At 45.1% G+C, this 26,138-nt stretch carries 19 protein-coding genes; 11 read left to right on the plus strand and 8 right to left on the minus strand.

The features are described from left to right. Positions 1–138 precede the first annotated feature (138 nt). Positions 139–495 (minus strand): helix-turn-helix domain-containing protein, encoded by a 357-nt coding sequence (locus tag AACQ93_RS09835; RefSeq protein ID WP_007470389.1) that lies wholly within the window; start codon positions 493–495, stop codon positions 139–141. 283 nt (positions 496–778) lie between these two features. On the opposite strand from AACQ93_RS09835, the gene AACQ93_RS09840 reads away from it, so the two are divergent. Together AACQ93_RS09840 and AACQ93_RS09845 are read left to right on the plus strand one after the other, a co-directional pair. Next, positions 779–1,174 (plus strand): hypothetical protein, encoded by a 396-nt coding sequence (locus AACQ93_RS09840; protein WP_157097550.1) that lies wholly within the window; start codon positions 779–781, stop codon positions 1,172–1,174. 113 nt (positions 1,175–1,287) lie between these two features. Beyond that, positions 1,288–1,731 carry a DUF411 domain-containing protein gene (locus AACQ93_RS09845; protein WP_064604603.1) on the plus strand — a complete coding sequence of 148 codons (444 nt, stop codon included), beginning with the start codon at positions 1,288–1,290 and terminating at the stop codon, positions 1,729–1,731. Positions 1,732–1,811: 80 nt separating this feature from the next. Here AACQ93_RS09845 and AACQ93_RS09850 read toward each other — a convergent pair whose 3' ends face one another. Then, on the minus strand, positions 1,812–2,789 hold the full coding sequence (locus AACQ93_RS09850; protein WP_064604605.1) for a hypothetical protein: 978 nt from the start codon (positions 2,787–2,789) through the stop codon (positions 1,812–1,814). A 173-nt stretch (positions 2,790–2,962) separates the two neighbouring features. Here AACQ93_RS09850 and AACQ93_RS09855 point away from each other — a divergent pair, with 173 nt between their 5' ends. Both AACQ93_RS09855 and AACQ93_RS09860 read left to right on the plus strand, forming a co-directional pair. Continuing rightward, positions 2,963–3,658, plus strand: a complete 696-nt coding sequence (locus tag AACQ93_RS09855; protein ID WP_064604607.1) for a DUF2786 domain-containing protein — start codon at positions 2,963–2,965, stop codon at positions 3,656–3,658. A 261-nt stretch (positions 3,659–3,919) separates the two neighbouring features. Beyond that, positions 3,920–5,224 (plus strand): inosine/guanosine kinase, encoded by a 1,305-nt coding sequence (locus tag AACQ93_RS09860; protein ID WP_007470379.1) that lies wholly within the window; start codon positions 3,920–3,922, stop codon positions 5,222–5,224. Positions 5,225–5,389: 165 nt separating this feature from the next. Here AACQ93_RS09860 and hrpA read toward each other — a convergent pair whose 3' ends face one another. Continuing rightward, a complete protein-coding gene (gene hrpA / locus AACQ93_RS09865) occupies positions 5,390–9,271 on the minus strand; it encodes an ATP-dependent RNA helicase HrpA (protein WP_369808740.1) in 3,882 nt (1,293 codons plus the stop codon). A gap of 246 nt (positions 9,272–9,517) precedes the next feature. Here hrpA and AACQ93_RS09870 point away from each other — a divergent pair, with 246 nt between their 5' ends. The 3 genes from AACQ93_RS09870 (at position 9,518) to AACQ93_RS09880 (ending at position 12,958) form a co-directional block, all read left to right on the plus strand. Then, on the plus strand, positions 9,518–9,982 hold the full coding sequence (locus tag AACQ93_RS09870; RefSeq protein WP_064604609.1) for a tellurite resistance TerB family protein: 465 nt from the start codon (positions 9,518–9,520) through the stop codon (positions 9,980–9,982). A 328-nt stretch (positions 9,983–10,310) separates the two neighbouring features. Next, positions 10,311–12,473, plus strand: a complete 2,163-nt coding sequence (locus AACQ93_RS09875; protein WP_064604611.1) for an LruC domain-containing protein — start codon at positions 10,311–10,313, stop codon at positions 12,471–12,473. Positions 12,474–12,490: 17 nt separating this feature from the next. Then, on the plus strand, positions 12,491–12,958 hold the full coding sequence (locus AACQ93_RS09880; RefSeq protein WP_064604613.1) for a hypothetical protein: 468 nt from the start codon (positions 12,491–12,493) through the stop codon (positions 12,956–12,958). Positions 12,959–13,055: 97 nt separating this feature from the next. Here the strand turns inward: AACQ93_RS09880 and AACQ93_RS09885 are convergent, their stop codons facing one another. Next, on the minus strand, positions 13,056–15,434 hold the full coding sequence (locus AACQ93_RS09885) for a DEAD/DEAH box helicase (RefSeq protein WP_064604615.1): 2,379 nt from the start codon (positions 15,432–15,434) through the stop codon (positions 13,056–13,058). Between the two features lie 422 nt (positions 15,435–15,856). Here AACQ93_RS09885 and AACQ93_RS09890 point away from each other — a divergent pair, with 422 nt between their 5' ends. Further along, a complete protein-coding gene (locus AACQ93_RS09890) occupies positions 15,857–16,117 on the plus strand; it encodes a hypothetical protein (RefSeq protein WP_339367448.1) in 261 nt (86 codons plus the stop codon). Between the two features lie 194 nt (positions 16,118–16,311). On the opposite strand, the gene AACQ93_RS09895 is transcribed toward AACQ93_RS09890, so the two are convergent. Both AACQ93_RS09895 and AACQ93_RS09900 read right to left on the minus strand, forming a co-directional pair. Beyond that, positions 16,312–16,770 carry a hypothetical protein gene (locus tag AACQ93_RS09895; RefSeq protein ID WP_007470368.1) on the minus strand — a complete coding sequence of 153 codons (459 nt, stop codon included), beginning with the start codon at positions 16,768–16,770 and terminating at the stop codon, positions 16,312–16,314. An 11-nt stretch (positions 16,771–16,781) separates the two neighbouring features. Further along, positions 16,782–18,140 carry an MBL fold metallo-hydrolase gene (locus AACQ93_RS09900; RefSeq protein WP_064604617.1) on the minus strand — a complete coding sequence of 453 codons (1,359 nt, stop codon included), beginning with the start codon at positions 18,138–18,140 and terminating at the stop codon, positions 16,782–16,784. 442 nt (positions 18,141–18,582) lie between these two features. Here AACQ93_RS09900 and AACQ93_RS09905 point away from each other — a divergent pair, with 442 nt between their 5' ends. From AACQ93_RS09905 to AACQ93_RS09915, 3 genes are all read left to right on the plus strand, one after another. Then, a complete protein-coding gene (locus AACQ93_RS09905; protein WP_036801436.1) occupies positions 18,583–20,271 on the plus strand; it encodes an NAD-dependent malic enzyme in 1,689 nt (562 codons plus the stop codon). A 316-nt stretch (positions 20,272–20,587) separates the two neighbouring features. Beyond that, positions 20,588–21,268, plus strand: coding sequence for a SanA/YdcF family protein (locus AACQ93_RS09910; RefSeq protein ID WP_064604623.1), 681 nt, complete (start codon positions 20,588–20,590; stop codon positions 21,266–21,268). Positions 21,269–22,009: 741 nt separating this feature from the next. Continuing rightward, entirely contained in the window at positions 22,010–23,380 is a 1,371-nt protein-coding gene (locus AACQ93_RS09915) for an SLC13 family permease (protein WP_064604625.1), read from the plus strand. Between the two features lie 139 nt (positions 23,381–23,519). On the opposite strand, the gene AACQ93_RS09920 is transcribed toward AACQ93_RS09915, so the two are convergent. After that, positions 23,520–24,509: a Gfo/Idh/MocA family protein gene (locus AACQ93_RS09920; protein WP_064604627.1), complete on the minus strand. Its 990-nt coding sequence runs from the start codon at positions 24,507–24,509 to the stop codon at positions 23,520–23,522. Between the two features lie 91 nt (positions 24,510–24,600). Next, positions 24,601–25,905, minus strand: coding sequence for a GGDEF domain-containing protein (locus AACQ93_RS09925; RefSeq protein ID WP_064604629.1), 1,305 nt, complete (start codon positions 25,903–25,905; stop codon positions 24,601–24,603). Between the last annotated feature and the right edge of the window lie 233 nt (positions 25,906–26,138).

Consider the following 26,138-nt stretch of genomic DNA (forward strand, 5'->3'; position numbering starts at 1 on the left):
AAAAAAATACTACCTTAGTAAAATTTTATGAAAAACAAAAGCCTTGCTAATTTGCAAGGCTTTTATATTTGAACTTGTGGAAAATTCGGCTGATTTATATAAACCAGATACAAGCCCAGTTGCTTATATGACTCACTATTAGTGAGTTTGAACACTATGCTCATACTCAACAATAATCTGATTGCCACTATATCGTACATTTTTTATGTTGCCGTCTACGATATAGGTATTCGTCAATATCACTGAGTTAGGTAGAGAGCCACCAATCTGCTCCCTGAGCGAAGGTAGTGTCAATAGCGGATCAACGCCAATGAGGTTACAAAGTTTATTGACAAAGCTATGCTCAAGAGGAACCTGCCCTCGTAAGATGTCAGAAAAAGCCAACTGACTCAAACCCAGCTTTTTAGCCATCTCAATTTGAGTAATACGCATTTTTGCTTTGTAGCTCATCCACGTATCGTGTAAAACCTGACGGTCTTGTTCTGTATATTGCATACCCAAATACCTTAACGCCATCTTGATTGTTCATTGAGATTAAACCCCAGAACTCTCAGCAAAATGTCAGAAATATGTAAGGTATAGGCTCCCTCTAAACCGGACTGTCATTTTTTTGTCAAGCATGTAATGTTTTTTATGCAGGGTTAATTGAAATTCAAGGCATTAACTCTTTTGTCTCTTTTTTAGGCATTCGCTTAACTTTTTATGGCAAAAGCTATTGCCTGAAATTACGAGGATCTATAATCTGTTTTATCAGAAACTCTCACCTATCAGGTCATCAATGCTCTTACAGCGCATCATTGCTAAATTTGTCATGCTCGCAATGCTGTTTACAGTGACAATGTCATCTGTAGGTGCTGTATCTGTAGAAGCCAACTCACATCCCTCTCACTGCCTGACCTACTCTCATAAAGTCAGTGAAAACCACTGTTGTCACAATAACAATAATCACTATTCATCAGACTGTAGTACCTCTGATTCTGCTATAAAAGCCATGAATCACAGCGATCACTGTTGTGATAATTCAGACTGCCACAACATAAGTAGTGTTCCTTTTGCCATCCTTAGTAATAACAACACTTTATTGACTCCGTCTTCTACTCCGCTATTCACTGAACCTGACGGTGAGCAATACCACTTCCATGAATTGATCCTTCGACCACCGATGTCTGCGTGAGTGATTTTGACCGCGGCTCTGGGTCAACCTGTATAAAGCAACTCATTGCTCAGCATCAAAGTCACGACTGAAAATGTTGTTATTCAATCAGTTACCAGACAAAGGATCGAAAAATGAAATTCAAAACTCTCGTTGCACTAGCTCTGCTGGCATCCAGCTCTTTCGCTATGGCTAACACCATCAAGGGCGTTAACTACCTTTCTCCTTACTGCGGCTGCTGTAAAGAGTGGGTAAAGCATATGGAAGAGAACGGCTTTGAGCTTGAACAGGCTTATGAAAAGAACATGACGCCAATCAAAATAAAGCTCGGGATCCACCCTGAATATGCTTCCTGCCATACAGCCCAAATTCAAGGCTACACCTTTGAAGGCCATATCCCGGCAGAAGATATCAAGCGTTTTCTGGAAGCTAAGCCGAAACGCATGATCGGCCTTGCAGTTGCCGGCATGCCAATGGGATCACCTGGAATGGATTACAACGAAACAAAACATCCGTATGAAGTGCTAGCTTTTGACGAAAATGGCAAAACGATGGTTTGGGCTCGTCATAACCAGTAGAGACAAAACTAATACAGATAAAACCAAAGAGGCTGCGAAGTAATATCAACTTCGCAGCCCTCATTAATCTTTTATAAATATTAAATTTTCGAACCTGCTAATCGTCCAAACAAAGCGCGATTCGGATCTTCATTTTCAGCCCAGTCAGGTTCAGTCTCCCGTTTCTCCAAATAGATTTGCACACCATTAAAGTAGGTAAATGCTGCTATTTCTGAGTCCTTGCTGAAATGCTCGAAAAACGCCTCTTCCTGCTCAGCCAGCTGGTTTAATGTCGAAATCCCCTGTTTCAAAATCCATTGAATCGCATGAGCAGAAACCATAGTTCGATACAGGATCAGCTCCTTAATTTCACCAATTCCAACATCAATTCCTTTCTCATTAACCTGTTGGCTTATAGAAAGGGCTTCCTCTTCAGCCAGCATTGCCTTCAGGCTGCCAATGCTGGCTTCCCTGTCTTCTGCCGAGTAGCCATAAGTGCTTTTTGAAAAACGTATCGCATATGTCAGCCTATTCCGGCCAACCAACTCTACAACCTCTTCAAGATAAGGTTGCGGAATATTATAAGCCTTAGCTAATTGCTCAACAGCCTGTGCCAGGCTGGTATAAGTGATCCCATTATATTCAACATGGAAACTGGTACTCATTCCAGTTACTGGCAAGCCATCAATAGTTAACGGCCACCCAGTGTAATTCACCCGCGCCTTGGCTATCTCGAACATCTTCCAGCCACTTTCACGAAACCCTTCAAGGGCCTTGCCTTCAAACTCAGATTGTTCCAGTTCTTCTTTGGTCCAGTTCACCCCGATCTGAAGATGCTTTTCATATTTTTTATGAAGCTTTTCCTTCACCTTATCACGCAGCAAGTCCAGCCCACTTGCTTTTATTGAGTGACAAAAGGAATAGCATTCTTGGCAGCATGGCACCATAACTGGCAACTCCTGATGCTCATAATTCGGGGACGGCATGAAGGAATAAGACTCAAAATAGGGTTCACCACAAAACCAGCAGGTATGGCGAAACTCATAAGGAACATCGATGGATTGGTAAGAAGTTGTCATATCGGCACTATTATGTCGGAAACCACTTACCAATTATGCGTTTGAAGATCAGCTTTCTCAAGTTTGACCGTATTTTCAAAGAAGCCAAAACACGCAAGATCAGGCTGCGAAATTTGTACTTAATGGCATAAAAAGCTAAAATACGCGACCATTTTGTGAATGAGTGTGATTGAATGTCTGAACAGAAGCGAAAGGCGCTTAAGAAGATTGCAAAATGCCTTGAACTGGGCAACTCAGCGAACGTCAATGAAGCCGCTCAAGCGATTAAGATGGCCCACCGCCTGATGCTCAAATATGGTCTGGAAAAAGATGATATTGAATTCATTCAGATGGGCAAAACCAAGGCATCGACTCTGTTACCGACTGATATCAGTCAGCAGATCCTCAAAATCATTCGTGGCATTAACCGCCGTTTTGGTGTTGAGTGTGTTCTGACTAATTACAAAGGGCTGAAGCAAGCCGAATTTATCGGCACCGCTGAACGCGCTATTTTTGCCGCCTTTGCTTTTGACGTTGTTTACCGCGAAATGAACCAGCAAACTGGCCAGTTCCGTAACAGCTTCCAAGGCACTGGCACCAGTACCTCTGAAGTGACCCGCCGTGTAAATTCATTCCTTGCGGGCTGGATTGAAGGCGCGCTGGAAAAGCTGCCAGAGCTTACTACCGATGATGATCATGACAAACGCATGACGAATTACATCGACCGTGAGTTTAAGAACGTTGATCGCGAAACCTTCAAAAAACAGCTTCAGGAAGCAATGAAGGCGATGACCGACGACTATGAAAGAGGCATGAAGAAAGGTCGCTCAATTAATGTAAACCGCCCTGTTGGCGGAACAAGAGCCCATGAGCCTAAATTACTGAGCTAAACTTCCTCCCAAATTAAAGAACGATACTTTGTAAGCTTAAATATACAGCTGCCACCATACGCAGCTGCATTTATAATTGAGTGATTATTCCTCAATTATTCAGGCACTTATGCTCACAAAGTAATATTGCTCAGCTTTAATTTGTTTAAAAAAAAGCCAAAAAAACCGTTTTCGTCACCAAAGCGCAAGAAAGTGGGATGTAAATCCCATTTTTGTGATATGATGAAACAAAATTCCCTAAAAAACCGATAGCTTTCACACATGAAATTCCCTGGTCAGCGTAAGTCAAAGCATTACTTTCCAGTTGATGCCCGCGATCCATTAGTTGCTCAAATCCAGCAAGAAAATCCGCTATCTCGAACACACCTTGTTGGTGTTGGTCAAACTATCGTCGACATCGAAGCTCGAGTTGATGATGACTTCCTGCAACGCCATTCTCTGAGTAAAGGTCATTCTCTAGTACTTGACGAAGACAAAGCAGAACTGCTTTATCAGGAACTAAAGGAACGCAACCTGATCAGCCACGAATACCCTGGTGATACCATTGGTAATACTCTTCATAACTACTCTGTACTGGCAGACGATAAATCGATTCTGCTGGGCGTAATGAGTAAAGACCTGAAGATCGGCTCCTACGCGTACCGTTACCTTTGCAATACTTCTTGCCGTATGGATCTGGACTACCTTCAGCCTGTTGATGGTCCAATTGGCCGCTGCTACACCCTGATCACTGAAGATGGTGAACGTACTTTCGCTATCAACGAAGGTGAAATGAACCAGCTAACCCCGGAGCATATTCCGGAAAAAGCATTCAAAAACGCATCCGCACTGGTTCTTTCTTCTTACCTTGTCCGCGGCAAGCCTGGCGCACCGATGAAAGAGTCGGCGCTTAAAGCCATTGAGTTCGCAAAAAAACATAACGTTCCTGTTGTTCTGACTTTGGGTACTAAGTACGTTATTGAAGACAAACAAGAATGGTGGATTGAGTTTCTGAAAGAACACGTAACTTGTGTTGCGATGAACGAGGAAGAAGCTGAAGCACTGACTGGTGAAAAAGATCCGCTGATTGCTGCTGATAAAGCACTTGATTGGGTTGACCTGGTTCTTTGTACTGCTGGCCCTGTTGGCCTGTATATGGCAGGTTACACTGACGATCACCTGAAGCGTGAATCTACCCTGCCGCTACTGCCTGGCCGTATTGCTGAATTTAACAAGTACGAGTTCAGCCGTCCGATGGCTAAAGCAGACTGTGAGAACCCAATCCGCGTTTACTCACACATCGCGCCATACCTAGGTGGCCCGGTAGAAATTAAGAACACTAACGGTGCTGGTGATGCAGCTCTGTCTGCGCTTCTGCATGACATGTCTGCTAACTGCTATCACAAAGTTAATGTGCCGAATTCTGCCAAGCACGTTGCTAAGTTCCTGACTTACTCATCTTTCTCTCAGATCTGTCAGTACTCGAACCGCGTTAGCTACCAGGTACTGACTCAGCATGCGCCTCGCTTGTCCCGTGGCCTGCCTGAGCGTGAAGACTGTCTGGAAGAAGCATACTGGGAACGTTAATCCCCACAGTTTCTGATTTGAAAAACGGAGCATCGCGCTCCGTTTTTTTATACCTTAAGCGAGCGCAACAAAAGAATATGACTAGTACTTCCTTCCCCTATCTCTGGACATAAAAAAGCCGAAGCTGATGCTTCGGCTTTCATTATTCCATCGAACTAAACTAAATCAGCACTCGTTGATAGCATTGCGAACACGCTTGTCCGATACCGGATATGGCGTACCCAGCTGCTGAGCAAAGTAACTTACACGCAGCTCTTCAATCATCCAGCGGATATCTCTCACCTTCTTAGGAACAGGCTGGCCTTTCGGAATCTTGTTCAGCAACTCTTTATAATCCGAAACCACAGACTCAATCTTCAAGATGTGCATGCGGTCTTTATTTGGATCAATCGGCAGTTTCTCCATTCGGCGCTCAATCGCCTTCATGTAACGAAGAATATCCGGCAGCTTGCGCCAGCCGCATTCTGTGGCAAAACCTTTGAAGATCAGACCTTCAATCTGGGCTTTGATATCAGAAAGAGCAAATGCCATTGTCAAATCAACGCGGCCTTTAAGGCGTTTGTTGATGTTGAATGCTGTCGTCAGGATCTCTTCAACCTGTTTAGCAATATCAACAACCGTATCACCCAACTCGGCGCGAACATGTTCTTTCAGCGCGTCAAAGGCTTCCGCCTCCCATACCAAGCCACCCTTCTCTTCGATCAACTTGTCGACACCACAAGCAATACAGTCATCAATCAGATCCATCACCCGACCGTAAGGGTTGAAGTAAAGGCCCAGCTTCGACTTGTTCGGCAGATTGGTGTGCAAATATTTTATCGGTGACGGTACATTCAGAAGAACCAGACGACGCTGGCCCTGCTGCATTGCAGTATGTTGCTCTTCTTCTGTTTCAAACAGCTTAATGCCTACCGAGTCTTTGTTATCAACAATCGCCGGATAGGCTTTCACTTCAAAGCCGCCACGCTTTTGCTGGTAACGCTCAGGTAGCTTACCGAAACTCCAGGTTTTCAGACCATCCTGCTCGATATCATCATCTGCAACTTTAGACAGCGTTTCCTGAACCTTCTCTTTCAGTCCATCTTTCAGGCTGTAAAGATCCTTGTTCTCACGAAGCTTGCGATTACGGTGATCCACAACGCGGAAGGTAATTTTGAGGTGTTCAGGAACCTGTTCCAGATTCCAGTCTTCACGAAGAACGGTAACACCTGAAATACGCTTAAGCTCTTTCTCCAGAGAATCCAGCAGAGGCATTGCCATCACTTCGGTACGAGCCATAAAGGCATCAGCATAGTTCGGCGCCGGCACAAAATTGCGACGTACCGGTTTAGGCAGTGATTTAATCAGAGCCACAACCAGTTCATGTCGAAGACCCGGGATCTGCCAGTCGAAGCCATCAGGTTCAACCTGGTTAAGGATCGGCAGCGGAATATGAACTGTTACACCGTCACTGTCTTCTCCCGGCTCAAACTGGTAACTAAGCTTAAGCTTCAGGTTACCCTGATGCCAAAAGTTCGGGTAATCCAGATCGGTAACATGGCTGGCATCGCCTTTAAGCAGCATTTCACGCTCAAAGTTCAGTAGATCTGCGTTTTCACGAGATGCTTTCTTCCACCAGGTATCGAAGTGACGACCGGAAACTACGGTGTGCTCAATTCGCTGATCGTAAAAATCAAACAACGCATCGTCATCAATCAGAATATCTCGACGACGGGACTTATGCTCCAGCTCTTCAACTTCACGCAACAGCTTACGGTTCTGATGATAGAACTTGTGCTTAGTATCCCAGTCACCTTCCACCAGTGCAGAACGGATAAAGATTTCACGGGAAACTACCGCATCAATCTTACCGTAATTGACTTTACGCTTAGCAATAACCGGAATTCCGTAAAGTGTCACTCTTTCAAATGCGGCAACAGAAGCCTGCTTCTTCTCCCAATGCGGTTCGCTGTAGCTGCGCTTCATCAAGTGCTCGGCCAAAGGCTCTACCCACTCAGGCTGAATTTTGGCAGCAATGCGACCCCATAGTCTGGAGGTTTCCACCAGCTCGGCAACCATTACCCACTTCGGCTGCTTCTTGAAAATGCCAGACCCCGGGAAGATATTGAATCGGGCATTGCGTGCGCCCTGATATTCGTTCTTCTCCTGATCTTTCAGGCCGATGTGCGACAGCATGCCGGAAAGCAATGCCGTGTGAATACCCTGATAGCTTGCTTCCTGCTCGTTAACACGCAGATCAAGTTCACGCACAACCTGATGAACCTGGAAGTAGATATCCTGCCATTCACGAATGCGCAGGTAGTTCAGGTATTCTTTCTTGCACAGCTTGCGGAACTGGTTGCCCGACATCGCTTTTTGCTGCTCCTGGACATAATCCCAGAGGTTCACAAAAGTAATAAAGTCAGATTCTTTGTCGTAAAAGCGACGGTGCTTTTCATCCGATGCCTGTTGTTTTTCCATCGGACGCTCGCGCGGATCCTGGATAGATAAGGCACTCGCGATAATCATTACTTCACGTAGCGCACCCTGTTTCGGCGCTTCCAGCACCATACGGGCCAAACGCGGGTCAATCGGCAGACGAGCCAACTGGCGGCCAACAGCAGTCAGGCGTTTACGCGGATCTTTCGCTTTCGAATTAATCGCACCCAGCTCTTCCAGCAAGCGGACACCGTCCTGAATATTACGGTTATCCGGCGCTTCCACGAACGGGAATGCCTGGATATCACCCAGCCCGATCGCTGTCATCTGCAGAATTACCGATGCCAGGTTGGTACGCAGAATTTCCGGATCGGTGAATTCAGGGCGCGACAGGAAGTCTTCTTCCGAATACAGACGGATACAGATACCTTCCTGAACACGACCACATCGACCTTTTCGCTGGTTAGCACTCGCCTGTGAAATACGTTCGATAGGCAATCGCTGAACCTTAGTACGGTAACTGTATCGGCTGATACGCGCCGTACCCGGGTCGATAACATATTTGATGCCAGGAACAGTCAACGAGGTTTCCGCCACATTAGTCGACAGAACAATACGGCGACCACTATGTGACTGGAATACCCGGTTCTGCTCACCGGCAGACAAACGCGCATACAGCGGCAGAATTTCCATGTCGCGAAGATTACGTTTTTCCAGCGCATCGGCGGTATCACGGATTTCACGTTCACCGTTCATGAAGATCAGGATGTCACCCAAACCTTCATCGCACAGTTCATCAACCGCTTCAAAAATCGCTTGTAGCTGATCACGATCCGGATCGTCGCCATCTTCATTAACCGGACGATAGCGTACTTCAACCGGATAGGTTCGACCGGAAACTTCAATAATTGGCGCATTTCTGAAATGTTTCGAGAAACGTTCAGGGTCGATAGTGGCCGAGGTAATGATCACTTTCAGATCAGGACGCTTCGGCAACAACTCGCGCAGATAGCCAAGGATAAAGTCGATGTTCAGGCTGCGTTCGTGAGCCTCATCGATAATGATGGTGTCGTACTGATTCAGGTAGCGATCGCTCTGAATTTCAGCCAGAAGGATACCGTCAGTCATCAGTTTGACCTGACTGCGATCCGATACCTTGTCGTTGAATCGAACCTTATAACCGACGTAAGAGCCAAGTTCACATTGCAGCTCTTCGGCAATTCGGCTGGCTACCGAGCGGGCTGCCAGACGACGTGGCTGAGTATGACCGATCATACCTGTAGTACCCAGGCCCAATTCCATACAGATTTTAGGTAGCTGGGTTGTCTTACCTGAACCGGTTTCACCGGCAACAATCACAACCTGATTGTTTTTAATCGCTTCAGCGATATCGTCTTTTTTCTGACTTACCGGCAACTGTTCCGGATAAGTGATTTTCGGTCGCTGCGTTGCACGCAACTGAACTGTTTGCATGGACTTAGCAATGTCCATTGCAATTTCATCGAAAACGGCATGCTTAGCTTTTTCGTTCTTAATCTTTGCCGCACCTTGCACACGCTTGTGCAAACGAAAACGATCGCGAATCATGCAATCTTTAATCGCGGCTTTTAACGTTTTCTCGTTATTCAAAACGTCTGACTGAGGAGTATTCAACTGAGTCAAAGGAATTCCTGATATTTCAGCTTGGTATTAAGTAAAACTTGCGGGATTCTATCACATTTCTGACAAGGTTGACGCTATCTTGCGCGTTAAGGTTTACGGAACTGAACGGTATTATCTGCAGTCTCAATAATGTGGATTATCAACACCGCTCTTGAATTTAGCGTGTCGGAACCACAAATCAGAATAAAGACGTTGTATTACAAGAGGCATCACATGTTCAGACAATTACGTACCCTGTTTCGCCAACTAATGAACGAAGGCACTGACGGAGGTGCGGTCGATACCCCATCAATGAATCTTGCCATGGCCTCTCTGCTCTGCGAAGTTTCTAACGCCGACCACGAGATTGATCCGCGCGAAGAAGCAGCAAAAGTGCACCTGCTGGTTAATCTGCTGGAAATTAGTGAACAACAAGCTTCGGATTTACTAAAGCAGGCCCACATCCACAGTGAAGAATCTGTGTCGCTGTATGAATTCACAACAAAGCTGCGTTCGCTGATGCCAGAACAGCGCTATCAACTTATTGAGGCAATGTGGCAAGTCGCTTATGCGGACGGCGTGATAGATCCACTGGAAGAAGCCGTTATCCGCCAAGTTTCCGAACTGATTTATGTCGACCACTCAGAGTTCATTCGTGCCAAGCTCTCTTCTCAAAACAAGCTTGCTTCGAAAAACTAACAGCCCACATTAATACTCAGGGTAGATAATCGAAGACTAAACATCTTCCACCTAACGTATGGTTTTGTATTCATCTATCCCTGATTCTTTGTCTCTGCCCCTATATTCACCCGTCATACAGGGGGCCTGACAATGCAATCTATCTCTTATTGATTTCCAAAATGCAAAAAGCGCCATAAATTCAAAGTATTGTTAGAGATGCAACGAACCAAACAAACTTAACCAATTGAAAAATAATTACTTTTGTAGAACATTCATCTTCCAGCCATTCTGGCCTCGTTCTTGATGTAAAAACAACAATTTACTGACAAGGAAGAGCGATGACAGTATGAAAAAAACAATTCAACATCTCATAATCCCTGCTTTCTTCTCTCCAATTGCAGCTAATGCAACAACACCCTTTGCTGATTGCCCGACAGAAGCATTTCTTTTCCAGGGGGAGCAAGCCACTGTATACGCCGTTGACCTTTCAACAGGTAATTATGAAACGGTAAGTACTGACACTGGCGCTTCAGGTGTAATCAATGCAGTCGGTTTTAATGAAACAGATCGTTTTTTATATGGCTGGAATAAAGCGGCCAAAACCATCACCCGTATCAATCAGGCTTATCAGGTTGACGATCTGACAGTCAGCGGCCTACCCGCCGATAAAAGCTTCTTTGTTGGAGATATTTTTAATAATCACTACTACGTTTATCTCCGCAACCAAGGCATGTACAAAGTAGATTTAGCTCAGGATGACAATAATCTTATTGCAACTGAAATAATGTCGGCGTCTGATGCCTCTGTAAACCTGACCGATTTCGCTTTCTACCCGGAAACAGGACAGCTGTTTGCTGTCGACAACACAAATAACGACCTCTATCTATTTAGTTTTGATAATGCAGGTATTGCCAGCAAAACTAAAATTGGCTCAACCGGCATTTCAGGAAAAAAAACATTCGGCGCACAATACTTTGATAAATCAGGTTTTATGTACATCAGTAACAATGACGACGGCACCATTTATCGCCTTGATTTACGCGACTTAGGTAACCTGAAACCTGAAGCTGAGTTTTTTGCTGCAGGCCCTTCATCAAAGAAAAATGACGGTGCACGTTGCGCCAGTGCACCGGTTATCGCTTCAAATACAGATTTTGGAGATGCCCCGGACAGCTATAAAACCTCTCTCGAAGAAAACGGCCCCCGCCATTTTGTTGGTCCTAACTTTTATTTCGGAGCAAAAGTGGATACAGAAGGTGAAGCCGCTGTTTTCCCGAACTCAGATGACAATACAGGCTCAGACAATGATGAGGACGGCGTTTCGTTTGCTACAGATTTTAAGCAGGGTTCAGATGTTCTGATTAACCTGACTGTTGGCGGTGAAGCTATTGGTTATGTTAATGCCTGGTTTGACTGGGACGGAGACGGCACATTCGACAGTGAGAATGAACAAGCTGTTATTGATGAATACCTGATGCCTGGCTCTCACACGTTAAAAGTACGAGTTCCTGAAAATGCTCAAGACGGCGATACCTGGGCTCGATTTCGTATCGGCAGTGACCCGGGACTTAAGCATTATGGAGGCGTTACTTATGGTGAAGTAGAAGATTATCCGATCAAGATTGAAGCACAATCACTGATTCACAACTATTACCCGGGAGAAGGAAGCTGGGTAACACTTGCTTACGAAGATAACTGGCCGGAAAAAGGCGATTACGACTTTAACGATGTCGTGATGAACTACCGTGTCGATACAATTTCCAATCAAAATGGCGACATTATTCGCTACGACATTTACGGCAAACTTCAGGCTTATGGTGCCAACTATGCCAACGGTTTTGCTGTGCAACTCGATCAAATCACCCGCTCATTGGTAGATACCGATCTGGCTAAGCTGGTTATTAACGGGAAAACGCTTCACAACCAGTCTGTTATAGAAGAAGGACAAACGGATGCAGTTGCCGTGATTTCAGGCAACCTTAAAGATGAGTTCTCGCCGCCACAATGTTCAGGCGATGCTGGGAATTATTACCGTGTATGGCGAGGATGTAATAAAGACGCCGCAGGCCAATTTAGTTTTGTCGTCAGTATCCCACTAACATCCGGTATTCAAAGCGGACCGGCAATGCCGCTGAACCCTTTCCTTTTTGCACCTGAGGGACGCCTCCATGGTGACTCATTCGATGTCGAATACCCTGGCCGCGAACTGGAAATTCACCTCAAAGGACACTGCCTGACCTCATTAGCTTCTGATCGATTCTTTTCAACCGAAGAAGACAAATCTGTGTATGTCTACGAAAACTGTCCTGGACCAGACTGCGATAGTTTCCGAGGTGAAAACGGAACGCCTTGGGGATTGCTAATCGACTCTGAGTGGTCTCATCCTTCAGAACGAATAAACATAACGGATGCCTATCCACAACTTGCTGAATTTGCCAGCAGTGGCGGAGAAAACAACACAACGTGGCATCTGAAAGCTAATGCTGTTGCTGACAAACTTTTTGATTAAGCGCTAAGGAGAGAATAATGAAAAACACAATGGTAGCTTTGCTCTTTGGTCTCATCTTAACAGCTTGTGGAGGAGGCAGTGGAGGTGGAGAAGAAAGTAATGGAAGCGCGGATATTGCTCAGCAAACTCCAACAACACCTGCAAGCGAGAGTAAATCAATTCCTTTTGATGAAGTAGTCATTCCGGATGGATTTAATCTTAATGCCTCCTACCCTGTACTACTGGATATCAGCCTCTCAGAAAATGAAAACATGTACCTTAGCGTCTACGGTAAACACAATACTGGTACTGATGGCTCGTTGATAGCGGAAGCAAACAGCCGCATTATTGCCGGACCGATGCAGAATGGAAAATTCAAAGCCCGGTTGAACGCAACATCGACAATGAATAACCTATTAATTGAGGCCTGGTATGATGACGAAACTCGACAGCCTTTTCGTAAAGTCGTCTCGCTGCCACAAGATACCATTAGGATATCCGACTAATTCGTTTTCTTTGACCCATACCTAAATCAATGAAAAAGCTGCCAAATATGGCAGCTTTTTCATTTTCTGATTCACCGGCTAAAAAGACAAACAGGCATCAACGAACATCTATCGTCCGGCTTGCTTTACGGTATTGCACCTTCCAGCCCTGCCAACGGGGCAGTTCCCAACGTTTAGGATCCTGCTTACGGTTACCTGAAGCATGAACAGCAACCACCAGTTTACGGGCGATATGGTACTCAATCTTCATGGTTAAATCTGTAAGCACCACCTGATACGGAAATTGCTGGTCAAAATCTTCCCGCTCCCATGTCGGTATACCGTCAAACTCAAAATCATCAATGGTAAAGAGTTCTAGATCTTCAGCAGACTCCACACCTAAGGCATCCAGTTGCTCAGCAACCCACACCGAAGCATCAACCGGCTCATCAGCTCGGGTACATACATTCGTCTGATAGCGGCCAAGCGCAAGATACAGGTTCCATTGGTGAACATCAGCAGTAATTTTCTCTGCCAGCCCTTCCAGTACTGAGCCTTCCATGATCATAGTCACCAGCGCCTGACGCCCCGCTTCTCCCTCTGGTTGCTGCCAGCGTGTCTGAATAACCCGTCCGGCATAAACCCGCTGAATTTCAACCTGACAGCCCTCTTCATTCACTTGGCTATCACCGATTTGGTCTTCACCCATTTCTAGTGAAAGCATTTGCTCAAAAGAGATCGGAGACATGCAGGTTGCCAGAGTCAGGTTTTGTTTTACGCCTTTACCCGGAAGCGAGAACTGATCAAACACAATAGCCGCCTCTGCATCATCAGCAAAACGGCTGTCACGGCCAATACTAACTTCACAATAACCGTTACCCAGAGCCTGCCTGCGCCTTTCGCGACGAACAAACACCAGCTCAGGCATCGCTTTCATAACTGCCTGCAACCATGGTTCTCGTTTAACAGAGGTGGCCACTTCGAGTTTAGGTAACTCCAAAGCTTCCCGGATCTGATCTGCAAGCTGGCGAGCTTCCTTGAGTACATTTATATCCACATTGAGGAATTCCGGTGTCGGTTCTCGCAGCAGTTTAATCAAGGTCATGGCATCACAAGCCACAGGCTGCCACTTTGCCAGTTGCTCTCGCTTTTCTTCACCCGACGGCAATTGCCATATCTTCTGTGGCGTACTCAGCGCTGCCGAGAGATCAACCATAGCTTCGCGACAGGCCTTATCTGGCATAACAGTAATCAGGTGTGCAAACAAGGTATCAATCGGCAACGGATACAGACGCTTACCATGTTCTGTTACCTGACCATTGCCATCTATAGCCGCCATTTGCTTCAGCTTCTCTTTTGCCTGCTCAACCGTCTGTAATGGCAACGCATCAATAAACTCAAGCTCTTCAAACTGATATCCACAGCAGGCAGCAGCCAGCATAGGCTCCGCAAGCTCTTCACGGTGCAACTCTGGCGGCGTTAACAACTCCAATGGTGCAGCCTTGCCATATAAGCGAATACAGCTACCTTCACTGACTCGACCAGCTCGTCCTTTTCGCTGCTCGGCACTGGCTCGGGAGATAGCATGAAGACCAAGCACAGTTCGCCCATTACGCTGGTGAGTACGGCGTTCTAAACCTGTATCAACAATCAAAGTTACACCGGGAATAGTCAGGGAGGTTTCCGCCACATTGGTAGCCAGAATAATTCGCTGTTTATCACTTTCCGTCAGCGCCTTTCGCCTTTCATCATCAGTTACGGATGCATGAAGAGGAATCACATCGATCAATCCCAACGTGATTTGCTCATCAAACAGCTGCTTGAGCTGAGACTGGCATTGCGCGATTTCTTTACGCCCAGGCAGGAATACAAGAATATCTTCATGCTGCTGATAGTTGTCTGCAATAACCTGACGGACCTTGTTTTCAATTCCGCGGATATCCGGCATATTGCGGCTGTCACTGGCAACATGTACAACTTCAACATTGAAATTTCGCCCTTCAGCCTGCAGACGATGAGCACCAAGATAGTCGGCGAGGCGCAGGCCGTCCATTGTGGCTGACGTTGCCACTAATCGATGTTTATTCAGCTTTTTCAGCAGCGCCAGTAACAGGTCCGTATCCCAACGGCGTTCATGAAATTCGTCAATGATAACGGTATCAAAAGATGCCAGCTGATCTTCACTCAGCCAACGCAGAGCAACACCCGGAGTGACAAATACAATCCGACTGTTTTCTTCAAAATGATTATCAAAGCGGATGGAATAACCTACCCCATGTCCCAATTTCTCACCAGACAGCTCAGCAACATATTCAGCCAGTGAAGTACACGCAACCCGACGAGGCTCGATAACTAATACCCTTCCCTTTTCAGCTGCCCATACAGGTAATCGGGTCGATTTTCCCGATCCGGTTTCTGCTTCGACAACCAAATGCTGACTTTCAAGGAGAGAAAGGAAAGTATCTTTTAACGAATCAATCGGTAACGTGTGTGACATGAACAACTTCTGCGGAAAATCCAATTAATCCCTTATTTTGTCAGCAATTAAGGTGAAAGTCATTGAGGATGTGGTGCTGATCACGGTCAAGTTACGAAAGCTCAATCCAGACAACATTCCCATTCATACTCACTTGCATTTGTATTACATATATCGAATAGTAAGAAATAGCTCGTGTTTCATGTTGGCATATAGAGTTGATGATTAAACATCGGAGGTTTAATTGAATTTAAAGTCGGCCATCGCGATAACCACCATTTTTAAATGCAGACATATGCTCAGCCCTGCTTCTTTATTAAAAACACAACAAACTCTAAATAAAGAGTATGTGAAACAAAAGTTCACTATTAAATAAACCACTCTGACACAAACAATCGGCGACTATTCATTAGTTTTATCATATTTAAAATGAAAGGCGTTATATGACCAAGAAATATCAATTTTTCTCTATTCCGGGCACTCACAGAAAAGAATTTACTTACCTAGATATGTCCTCTGATACATTCCTGATTGAAAAGAAAGCCCTACTGACTCAAGGTTTTATAGTAGAAGACGATGTGATTTACGCTGAAAACGCCACTGAAGCTGTTAAGAAATTTGATTCAAACTATCTGTATGCGCTAGAACAGTATAACTTGGCAACTACCCCTTCTATACCTTGCTACTATTCTTCCAATGGTTGAATAGCAAAATCAGAAAAAACTAATCGAGTTAACATAACACTCCCAATGTGTAATTCCACTATTTCTCTTCTATTTTACAAAAAGATCTCATCCCAATATCAAAGTACCGCAGAACAACCTCAAATTGCTCTGCGGTATTTTCTCTGACGACATTTATCTTGTAACAACGTCAAACTAAAATGCTTGCAAGGCGGTTACATATCCTGCAATCGATTGGCGCCGTGCACCATTCTCATTGCTTCGTGTTTTTCCAACTCGGTAAGTTCAGCAAGCAGCTCTTTACTAGATTCCGGTTCTGCCCTGTCACTCAAGTATTTATAGAGCTCAATGACCTGGGAGTGAAGATGGGTCACTTCAGAAATAATGTCATCCGGTTCTAATTCTGAGAACGGACAATCTGTCAGTTTATGGCGGATTATCGGGTGCTGATCAAAATATTCATAGCACCAGGTGTTAAGTACATTTTCGCTGGCACCTCTCTCGAAACCTTCAATCACCTTCACCAGTTTATCTTCATGTTCAGCAAGGTATTTCAACAACAACTTCACTCGTTCACTATCACTCTGTTCAACACAGCTCTCCATGCAGTTTGCCAGGCACTTATGAAATTCTTCTGTCCAATGCAGGACATCTTTTAATGTTTCCACTTGCATACTCAATTACCTCATATCGTCAGAATACTTTGATAACCCGCAATTTCGACATCAAAATCGGTATTTCGCCGCAGATGGTCGCGCATTCCCTCTAACGCATCAGGGTCGCCATGAATCAGCTGGATTGGCGTTCCTTTCCGTAAATCAGATTGCTTCAGCCATTGCTCTATCTCTAGGTAATCACCATGACCCGAAACGCCGTGCATTACTTCAATCCGAGCCCGATTCAAGATCCATTTCCCATGGATTTTTACCATATCAGCACCTTCAATCAATTTAGCTCCGCGAGTGCCTCCGGCCTGATAGCCGGTCAGGAGCAAGGTCGTTCTATGGTCTGATAGCAGGTGTTTTATGTGATGCAAAATCCGGCCTCCTGTCACCATTCCGCTTCCGGCAATAATGATGTGGGGATAACGCATTTCTGCCAACGCTTTCGACTCTTCAACACTGCGTGTATAAATCGCCGCATTACACATAGCATAGCACTGTGAATGAGTTAGCCTGTGTTCAGACGAGTAGCGGGTGTAAATATCCGAGACGTTAATCGCCATAGGGCTATCAAGATAAGTGGGGATTCGGGGAATTCGTCCGTCTGCCATCAGTACAGATAACATGTGCATGAGAGCCTGAGAACGACCGACAGCAAAACACGGAATTAATAACACTCCGCCCTTCTGCGCGGTTTCATTGACGATGTCAGCAAGCTGCTGCAACGGATCAAATTTCTTATGCCTGCGATTTCCATATGTGGATTCCAATAGCAACAAATCAAGCTCAGGCAGCAGATCCGGCGGTTGCATCATAATATCGTCTGGCCGACCGACATCTCCGGAAAAGCCAATTTTTTTCCCTTCTGCTTCGATGATAATGCTGGCAGCTCCCAATATATGTCCGGCATTTTGAAAACAGACTTTAATATCGCCAACAGAAAAGAGCTCACCGTAATCGACCGTCCGAAACAACTCCATAGATTGCTCCGCGGTATAGCGGTCATACAAAGGTTCCGGCTTTTCATGCTTGCTTATCTTATGCTTTGAATAAAAACGCGCGTCCTCTTCCTGTAAATTACCGCTGTCGGCCAGCAAAATACTGCACAACTCTTTGGTAGCGACATGTGTATAGACAGGTCCGCGATAGCCTTTTTTGTATATGACAGGGATATAACCGGAGTGATCAAGGTGAGCATGAGTTAATAACACAGCGTCTAACTGTTCAATATCAATCCAAACCAACGGCTGCCAGTTACGACGTCTGAGCCATTTATAGCCCTGGTATAAACCGCAATCAATCAACACTTTGGTTGTTTGGGTTTCAACCAGAAACTTTGAACCGGTAACAGTTTCACAACCACCTAAAAATACTATTTTCATGTATTTCTCTGTACAGATTTATAAGAGTTATACCTACATAGTAGTTAACTATGGCGCATAAGCTCTGGTTACGATATGGTGCGCTCCTACCAACCCGTTTCATAGCCATATCTGAATAATTAAATTAGTGTAAAATCGCTTAAACCCCCTCCATCGCACGTATCAAAAAGCCACAAAAAGCACAAAACTTTTAGTAGTTACAAAAGCTACAAAAGGTACAAAAAGCGAATAAATACTCAAGCTTTCAATTTATGCGAAACATTGATTTTACGCTTGCGCCACAATAGTGGGAAAAATCCCCACCTAGTCAGATAAGGCGATCACTTTATTGAAAAATATTCGCATCTCCCTTTGAAATAAACCGATTATAGGAATAGGATTACGACCAAGATGAAATGCCGATTTCATTAATAACTACCGAACCATAACCAGAGTCTATTCCATGAAAAACGATAAAAGACCTCTATATATCCCCTACGCTGGCCCAGCGTTACTTGAAACACCCCTGCTAAACAAAGGTAGTGCATTCTCTGTCGAAGAACGTATGTTCTTTAACCTGGAAGGTCTGCTTCCTGAAGCGATTGAAACAATCGAGGAACAGGCTGAACGTGCTTATCAGCAGTACATGAAGTTTGACAACGACATGGACAAGCACATCTACCTGCGTAACATCCAAGATACGAACGAGACTCTGTTCTATCGACTGGTAGAAAATCATATTTCTGAAATGATGCCTATCATCTACACTCCGACTGTAGGTGCGGCATGTGAAAACTTCTCTAATATCTACCGTCGTGGCCGTGGCCTGTTTATCTCTTACCCGAACCGCGACCGCATTGAAGAGATGCTGAACAACGCTTCACGTCACAACGTTAAAGTTATCGTTGTAACTGATGGTGAGCGTATTCTTGGTCTTGGTGACCAGGGTATCGGCGGTATGGGTATTCCAATCGGTAAGCTTGCTCTGTACACCGCGTGTGGTGGTATCAGCCCTGCTTACACACTTCCTGTAGTTCTGGATGTGGGTACAAACAACCCTCAGCGTCTGTCTGACCCAATGTACATGGGCTGGCGTCATCCTCGTATCACAGGTCAGGAATACGACAACTTCGTTGACGAATTCATTCAGGCAGTTAAGCGCCGTTGGCCTGATGCACTGATTCAGTTCGAAGATTTCGCTCAGAAAAACGCAATGCCACTGCTTGAGCGTTACAAAGACGAAGTATGTTGCTTCAACGATGACATCCAGGGCACAGCGGCAGTAACAGTTGGTTCTCTGCTGGCAGCATGTAAAGCAGCAGGAAGCAAACTTTCTCAGCAGCGCGTAACCTTCCTGGGTGCAGGCTCTGCTGGTTGTGGTATCGCAGAAGCAATCATCGCTCAGATGGTTTCTGAAGGTATCTCTGAGAAACAGGCTCGCAGCCAGGTATTCATGGTTGACCGCTGGGGTCTGCTGGTTGACGACATGCCAAACCTGATCAACTTCCAGAAGAAGCTTGTTCAGCCTCGCTCTAAGATCAACAAGTGGAAAACAGCTGACAACAACATCTCTCTTCTGGATGTAATGCAGCACGCTAAACCGACTATCCTGATCGGTGTATCTGGCGTACCAGGTCTGTTCAGCGAAGATGTGATCCGTGAAATGCACAAGCACTGTGAACGTCCGATCATCTTCCCGCTGTCTAACCCGACAAGCCGTGTTGAAGCAACACCTGCTGACCTGATCCGCTGGACTGACGGTAACGCACTGGTTGCAACAGGTTCTCCGTTCGAGCCAGTTGTACACAACGGTAAGACTTACCCGATTGCTCAGTGTAACAACAGCTACATCTTCCCTGGTATCGGCCTGGGTGTACTAGCTGTAGGTGCAAACCGTGTAACTAATGAAATGCTGATGGAAAGTAGCCGTGCACTGGCTGAATGCTCTCCGCTGGCAATCAATGGTGAAGGTGCCCTTCTGCCACCTCTGGAAGATATCCAGAAAGTTTCTCGCCGCATCGCTATTGCCGTTGCGAAGAAAGCTGTTGAGCAAGGCAAAGCGCCAGCTAGCACAGATGAGCGTATCCAAGAGAAAATTGACGCGAACTTCTGGAAGTCTGAGTACCGCCGTTACAAGCGCACATCTTTCTAATCCAGAATACTCTGTTATAAAGCCCGCACAATGCGGGCTTTTTTTATGTCTATTAGGTAAACACTTCGATAATTCGCTTTTATCTTAAGCGACTAATCTACCCAGTGAAGATTTGACATGCTTTTTGCATAACATTATCAATGTATTAGGGTATTATACTTGTAACAAACCACAGCATTACCCTGCTTGGCGACTGACTTTGGCTATGTCGGATAACAGCTTTGGTTATTTGTTTTCATAGCTCATAGAAATAAAAGTACCCGATGCCTTGCGCATAAATACAAGAGCTTGTTTTAGTTTTTACATCCGGAACCATATGAAGCTGCTTTCTTTATTTCGTATTTCAGCAGTGATGCTAATCGTATTTGTGAGCGCAAGCCTGCTCATTGACCGCTGGGTCTCATCATCTACGTCAGATCGTATTTTTACTGACGCCTCACTTATCCCTGAGCGCTCAGTCGGGCTGGTCCTGGGAACCAGTAAATATATCGCAAAAAACCTTAATCCCTATTACGACTACCGCATGTCAGCTGCACTTTCTTTGTATCAGCTTGATAAAGTCAACATTCTGTTGCTGAGCGGTGATAACGCTCACCGCTCTTACAATGAACCCTGGACAATGAAGCGCGACCTGTTAAAAGCAGGCATTCCCGAGCAAGATATTGTGCTTGATTACGCTGGCTTCCGAACTTTGGATTCCGTTGTAAGAGCTAAGAACGTTTTTGAAGCTAACCACTTCGTTATCATTACCCAGAAATTTCATTGCGAACGTGCTCTGTTTATTGCCAAAAACAACGATATTGATGCCATCTGCCTTGCCGTTCCTGAGCCTGGAGGCCTGGCAGGATTAAAAATACGAGTTCGCGAAGTGCTGGCCAGAGTCAAAGCTGTGATTGATATCTACCTACTGGATATCCAACCCAAGTTCCCTGGACCTAAAGAACCGATAAACACCCAAGCCGTAGAAATTGAAGGCCCGGTAAAACCAGAACAATAGAAGTTAAAAGCCGCTGTAAAAACAGCGGCTTTTTTAATCCATCTATAACAAAGAGCTAAAGTTAACGCGCTTTTTGCTTTTCGGTCTTAGCTATAAAAGACTTCACAAACTTCATCCTCACTCCCCGCATATGTGCTTGTGCCTCACTGTGAACGCGCTTACGCAACGTCTGTGCTTTTGCACTCATATCAACCTAGCCTCAGCTTTATTTAATTTTATAATTAACAATCATTTTCTGCACTTATGATACATAAGGCATAAAGGTGCTGTTATCGCTTTTTATTGAGTACAATCACTTTTGTGACGGACAACGCAAAAAGCACGGATGACTGACGCGCAAAACGTCAAAAACCCGGCACGCAACTCTAACTTTTTTCCGAATAATTTCAATACTATTCAACACTTATTTCGAGCACTGGCAAAAGTTGGGACAAAAACAACACAATCCAACCAATCTTATCCCTCCCCACTTCAATGTTGTCTTCTTGTAACAGTTGATATAGCCATCTTTATGACGGTTTCGATCAAATTGCAGAATGATCATCTGCCCAGAGTTTTAATGGGTACACTTCCACACATCCCAGAATAGCAAGTTCACAAAAAATATAATTGCAAGACAGATTGACCAACAAACCGCCACCAGGTGATTAACAATTACCAAATAAGATGTAACATCCGTCGTAACAAAAATGTTGTGACACCCATACAACCATTATTAGAGACCATCGAAAAGGAAAGCATATGACAGCCTTAACCTTGACACTGAAAAAGTGGCTGTTCGATCGGAATAGCATCATTCTGCTGGCAGACATCGCCCTTTTTACCATTTTGCTCAACACGTTACCGTTTGAAAAAGATGTTGTTGTCGGCCTTAGCATTCTGGTTTTCGTCGCCGTTCTATGGCTGACAGAAGCCCTGCATGTCAGTATCACTGCCATATTGGTTCCCATCCTGGCCATTGCCTTTGGCATATTCAAAACGCCTCAGGCATTGGGTAACTTCGCCAACCCAATCATCTTCCTGTTCCTGGGTGGTTTTGCCCTGGCAGCAGCCCTCCATAAACAAGAGCTGGACAAAGCTATCGCAGATAAAGTCCTGTTGATCGCCAAAGGACGCATGTCAGTTGCAGTATTCCTGCTATTTGGTGTTACCGCAGCCTTGTCTATGTGGATCAGTAATACAGCAACAACTGCGATGATGCTGCCGCTGGTATTGGGTGTCTTGAATAAAGTGAATGAAAAGAGCCACCGCAGCACCTACGTATTCGTTCTGCTGGGTATTGCTTACTGTGCAAGTATCGGCGGTATCGCGACTGTAGTTGGTAGCCCGCCAAACGCAATTGCTGCTGCGGAAGTTGGCTTGAGCTTTACTGAATGGATGGTATTCGGTCTTCCAATCTCACTAATGTTGCTGCCAATTGCTGTTACCCTGCTCTACTTCCTGCTTAAGCCGGACCTGAACCATACCTTCGAACTGGATCACAAGCCAGTTCAATGGAGCAACGGTAAGCTAATCACGCTGGCTATCTTTGCCCTGACGGTTCTGATGTGGATTTTCAGCAAGCCAATTAACGCATACCTTGGTGGCTTCAGTAAGTTCGATACCATGATTGCTCTTGGCGCTATCGTTCTGCTGGGTGCATCCCGTGTTGTTGAATGGAAAGATATCGAGAAGTCGACTGACTGGGGTGTATTACTACTGTTCGGTGGCGGTATTTGTCTGAGTAATGTGCTGAAAGCAACTGGAGCCAGCGTATTCCTTGCTCACTCTCTGAGCGGATTCCTGGAGCAGGCAGGTCTGTTCTTCACCATCCTGGTTGTTGCCGGCTTCGTCGTATTCCTGACAGAGTTTGCCAGTAACACAGCCAGTGCGGCATTGCTTGTCCCTGTATTCGCGACTGTTGCTGAAGCACTGGGTGTTTCACCAGTCATCCTGTCGGCACTGATTGCTGTATCTGCATCTTGTGCCTTTATGCTGCCGGTTGCCACACCACCAAATGCCATTGTGTTCGGCTCTGGACATATCAAACAGTCAGAGATGATGAAAGCCGGTATTTACCTGAACGTTGCTTGTATCGGCGCACTGTCAGTCTTCGCCTGGATGTTCTGGTAATCCCGGTAAGATGAACCAACTTCATGAAATGAAGCCCTGCACTACTAACAATAAATAATCGTTCCCTCTTAGGTGGCCTTAACGGCCACCTTTTTTTATCGACTTTCAGGGAAATAAAAGCTTTATCTTAACAGCTGACCTAAACTCGCATCTCTTCATCTGCCGGGAATCGAACGCCAACAACCTCTCGTGCCTGAGTGATAATACTGCTGACAATCAAAGTACGCGCCAGACCTGAGTGACCAATCTGGTTTGTTTCAACCAGACGGGCAAACTCAGCGGCTTCGTAATACATGGCGTTGTCTTCCTGTGGGCAGGTCAGCTCCAATGCAGGCTCTCCCGGACGGTGAAGAGTGACTGATTTACATTCAGAGATGAAATCAACCAGCATAGTACCCAACTCCCCCTGCAGTTCGCTTGGGATCAAACCGTCACTGACTTTAGAATGACTGATAACCACGTCAAAGTGGCTGTAATGAAGAACAAGCGTACCGTGAGCATCGACGCCGGAATCTAGTAACACGCCCTGAGCAGTAAAGCTGTTCGGTTCACCAAACAAGCCGATTGCAGCACTGAGCGGATAAATACCGATGTCCATGAGCGAGCCATTTGAAAACGCCGGGTTAAAGGTATTCGGGTTTTCACCGTCCAGATACTTCGCATAGCGGGAAGACAGCTGGCAGTAGGAAAGATAAACCTTACGAAGCTTACCTAACTTCGGCAACGCCTTACGGATTTGCACAAAGTTTGGGGTATATGTTGTTTTCATTGCTTCAAACAACACAACGCCCTTTTCCTGCGCCATTGTAATCAAAGCATCAACTTCAGCAATATTCGATGCCAACGGCTTTTCACCAATAACGTGCTTACCCTGTTCGATAAACAGTTTGGCCTGTGGCCCGTGAAGAGAATTCGGGCTCGCAATATAGACAACATCCAGCTCATCACTGGCAGCCATTTCTTCAAGGTTATCGAAACACAGGCTGATACCGTATTTAGATGCAAACTCTTCAGCTTTCTCCATCTTGCGGGAATAAACTGCCGCCAGCTGGTATTTACCCGTTTTTAATGCAGCTTCAATAAAGCTGTCTGTAATCCAGTTTGTACCAATAACACCAAAACGGATCATAATCGTCTCTGCTTCCTTATTACTATTCCATGAAAGTGATGGCTCATCATATCAAACTACTGAGCAGCTTATTAATATCCGATTTTTGCTCTTACACTTTTCTCACTTCAACCCGGTTTCTTCCACCATGCTTTGCAGCATATAGCGCACTATCCGCTCGGTTTAGTAAAGACTCAAAACTTTCATTTCCAGTCAACTCAGCGACACCGATACTACAAGTAATCGGTAAATCATCACCCCATTGGTACGATTCCACCACCGTTCGCAGATGCAAAGCAAAAGCTTCTGCACATGAAAGTCTGACACCGGGACAAAAGAGAATAAACTCTTCGCCGCCCCAGCGCACAAACACGTCATTACCTCGGATCTGAGTCTTCAGAACAGTCGCAAATTCTTTCAGGATCTCATCACCTTTCAGATGACCGAACGTGTCATTAATTGATTTGAAGTGATCGATATCGATATAAATCAATGAGAACGCCTGACCATTCGCTCTTACCTCTTCCATTGCCTTATCGAGCCAGATTGTGACGGCATTACGATTTTTAGTTCCGGTTAAAGCATCAATAAATGCCAGTTGCTCAAAATGCAGGGTCTTTTCATGCAGAGCCTTATTTGTTGAGGTTAGCTCGTTACCTCTGGCTTCAATGGCTTTTAAGTTACGCCGTAATTTAAAGTGTTCAAGCAATAACAATAAACCAGCAGCAGCCAACCAAAGCATAATATTAAACTTCAGCAGTGCAGCCTCAGAGATCCGTTCTCCGTAGAACACCAATGATTTGATTTTTAACTTATAGTCAGCAGGCGCAACGTTACCTGACGTGGAAATTTGGATCTCGGTAACATTGTCAAATTGCGCTCCGGCATATTCAATAGGAATTTCATAATCAGCAATCCACCATGAAAGCACCTGAAATGCCCTCATAGGCACAATCAGTAAGCCTTCTTTACTTTCAGGTTCAAATTCAATCACGTTGAATTTTAACGAAAGCGGATCGTTAATATCTGAATAACTCGGATCAAAATTGCGAAGATAGACACGAACCCGCTCAGCGTTGACCGGACTCTTATAATCCAACTCAAGGCCAATTGAGTGATACTTGCTTAAATCTATGCCTTTTGTGCCATTCGACAGCTTCATTGATACACCACAGAATGGCCACTTCGAAGAATCAGTCAGTCTGCACCCGAGCGACAACGAACGGCCATCATTATTCAGCCATGACATGCTGGAACCTCCATAGTTGCTGTCATCAATATTTTTAAAAGATGCCAGCTTCGAAGAGATCACTAATTCTGTATCAAACAAACCGTTGAGGTAGCAGATATAGGATGAGACTGTAACAAAAATAAGGAAGTAAAGGGCCAGTCGAAAATGCTGGCTTAGCTTTGCCATATTCCCCCGATACTGTACTGCAAATCGTAATTTATGGAAAACGGGCGAACACTAACAAAAAGCTTCAGGTTCAACAATTTATAATTCTATTGATTAGGATAATTGAGCTAATTTCACACTCCCACATCAAACCAAAGCCAAAAACTGTCACTTTTAACCCAAAGGCGCAATATTATATGCGTAAATGATATATTTAAGCCGCCAATGCATCTAAAAGTTACACTGACGGCTCT

The sequence above is a fragment of the Photobacterium sp. J15 genome (assembly GCF_963870815.1).
GTDB classification, from domain to species: Bacteria; Pseudomonadota; Gammaproteobacteria; order Enterobacterales; family Vibrionaceae; genus Photobacterium; species Photobacterium marinum.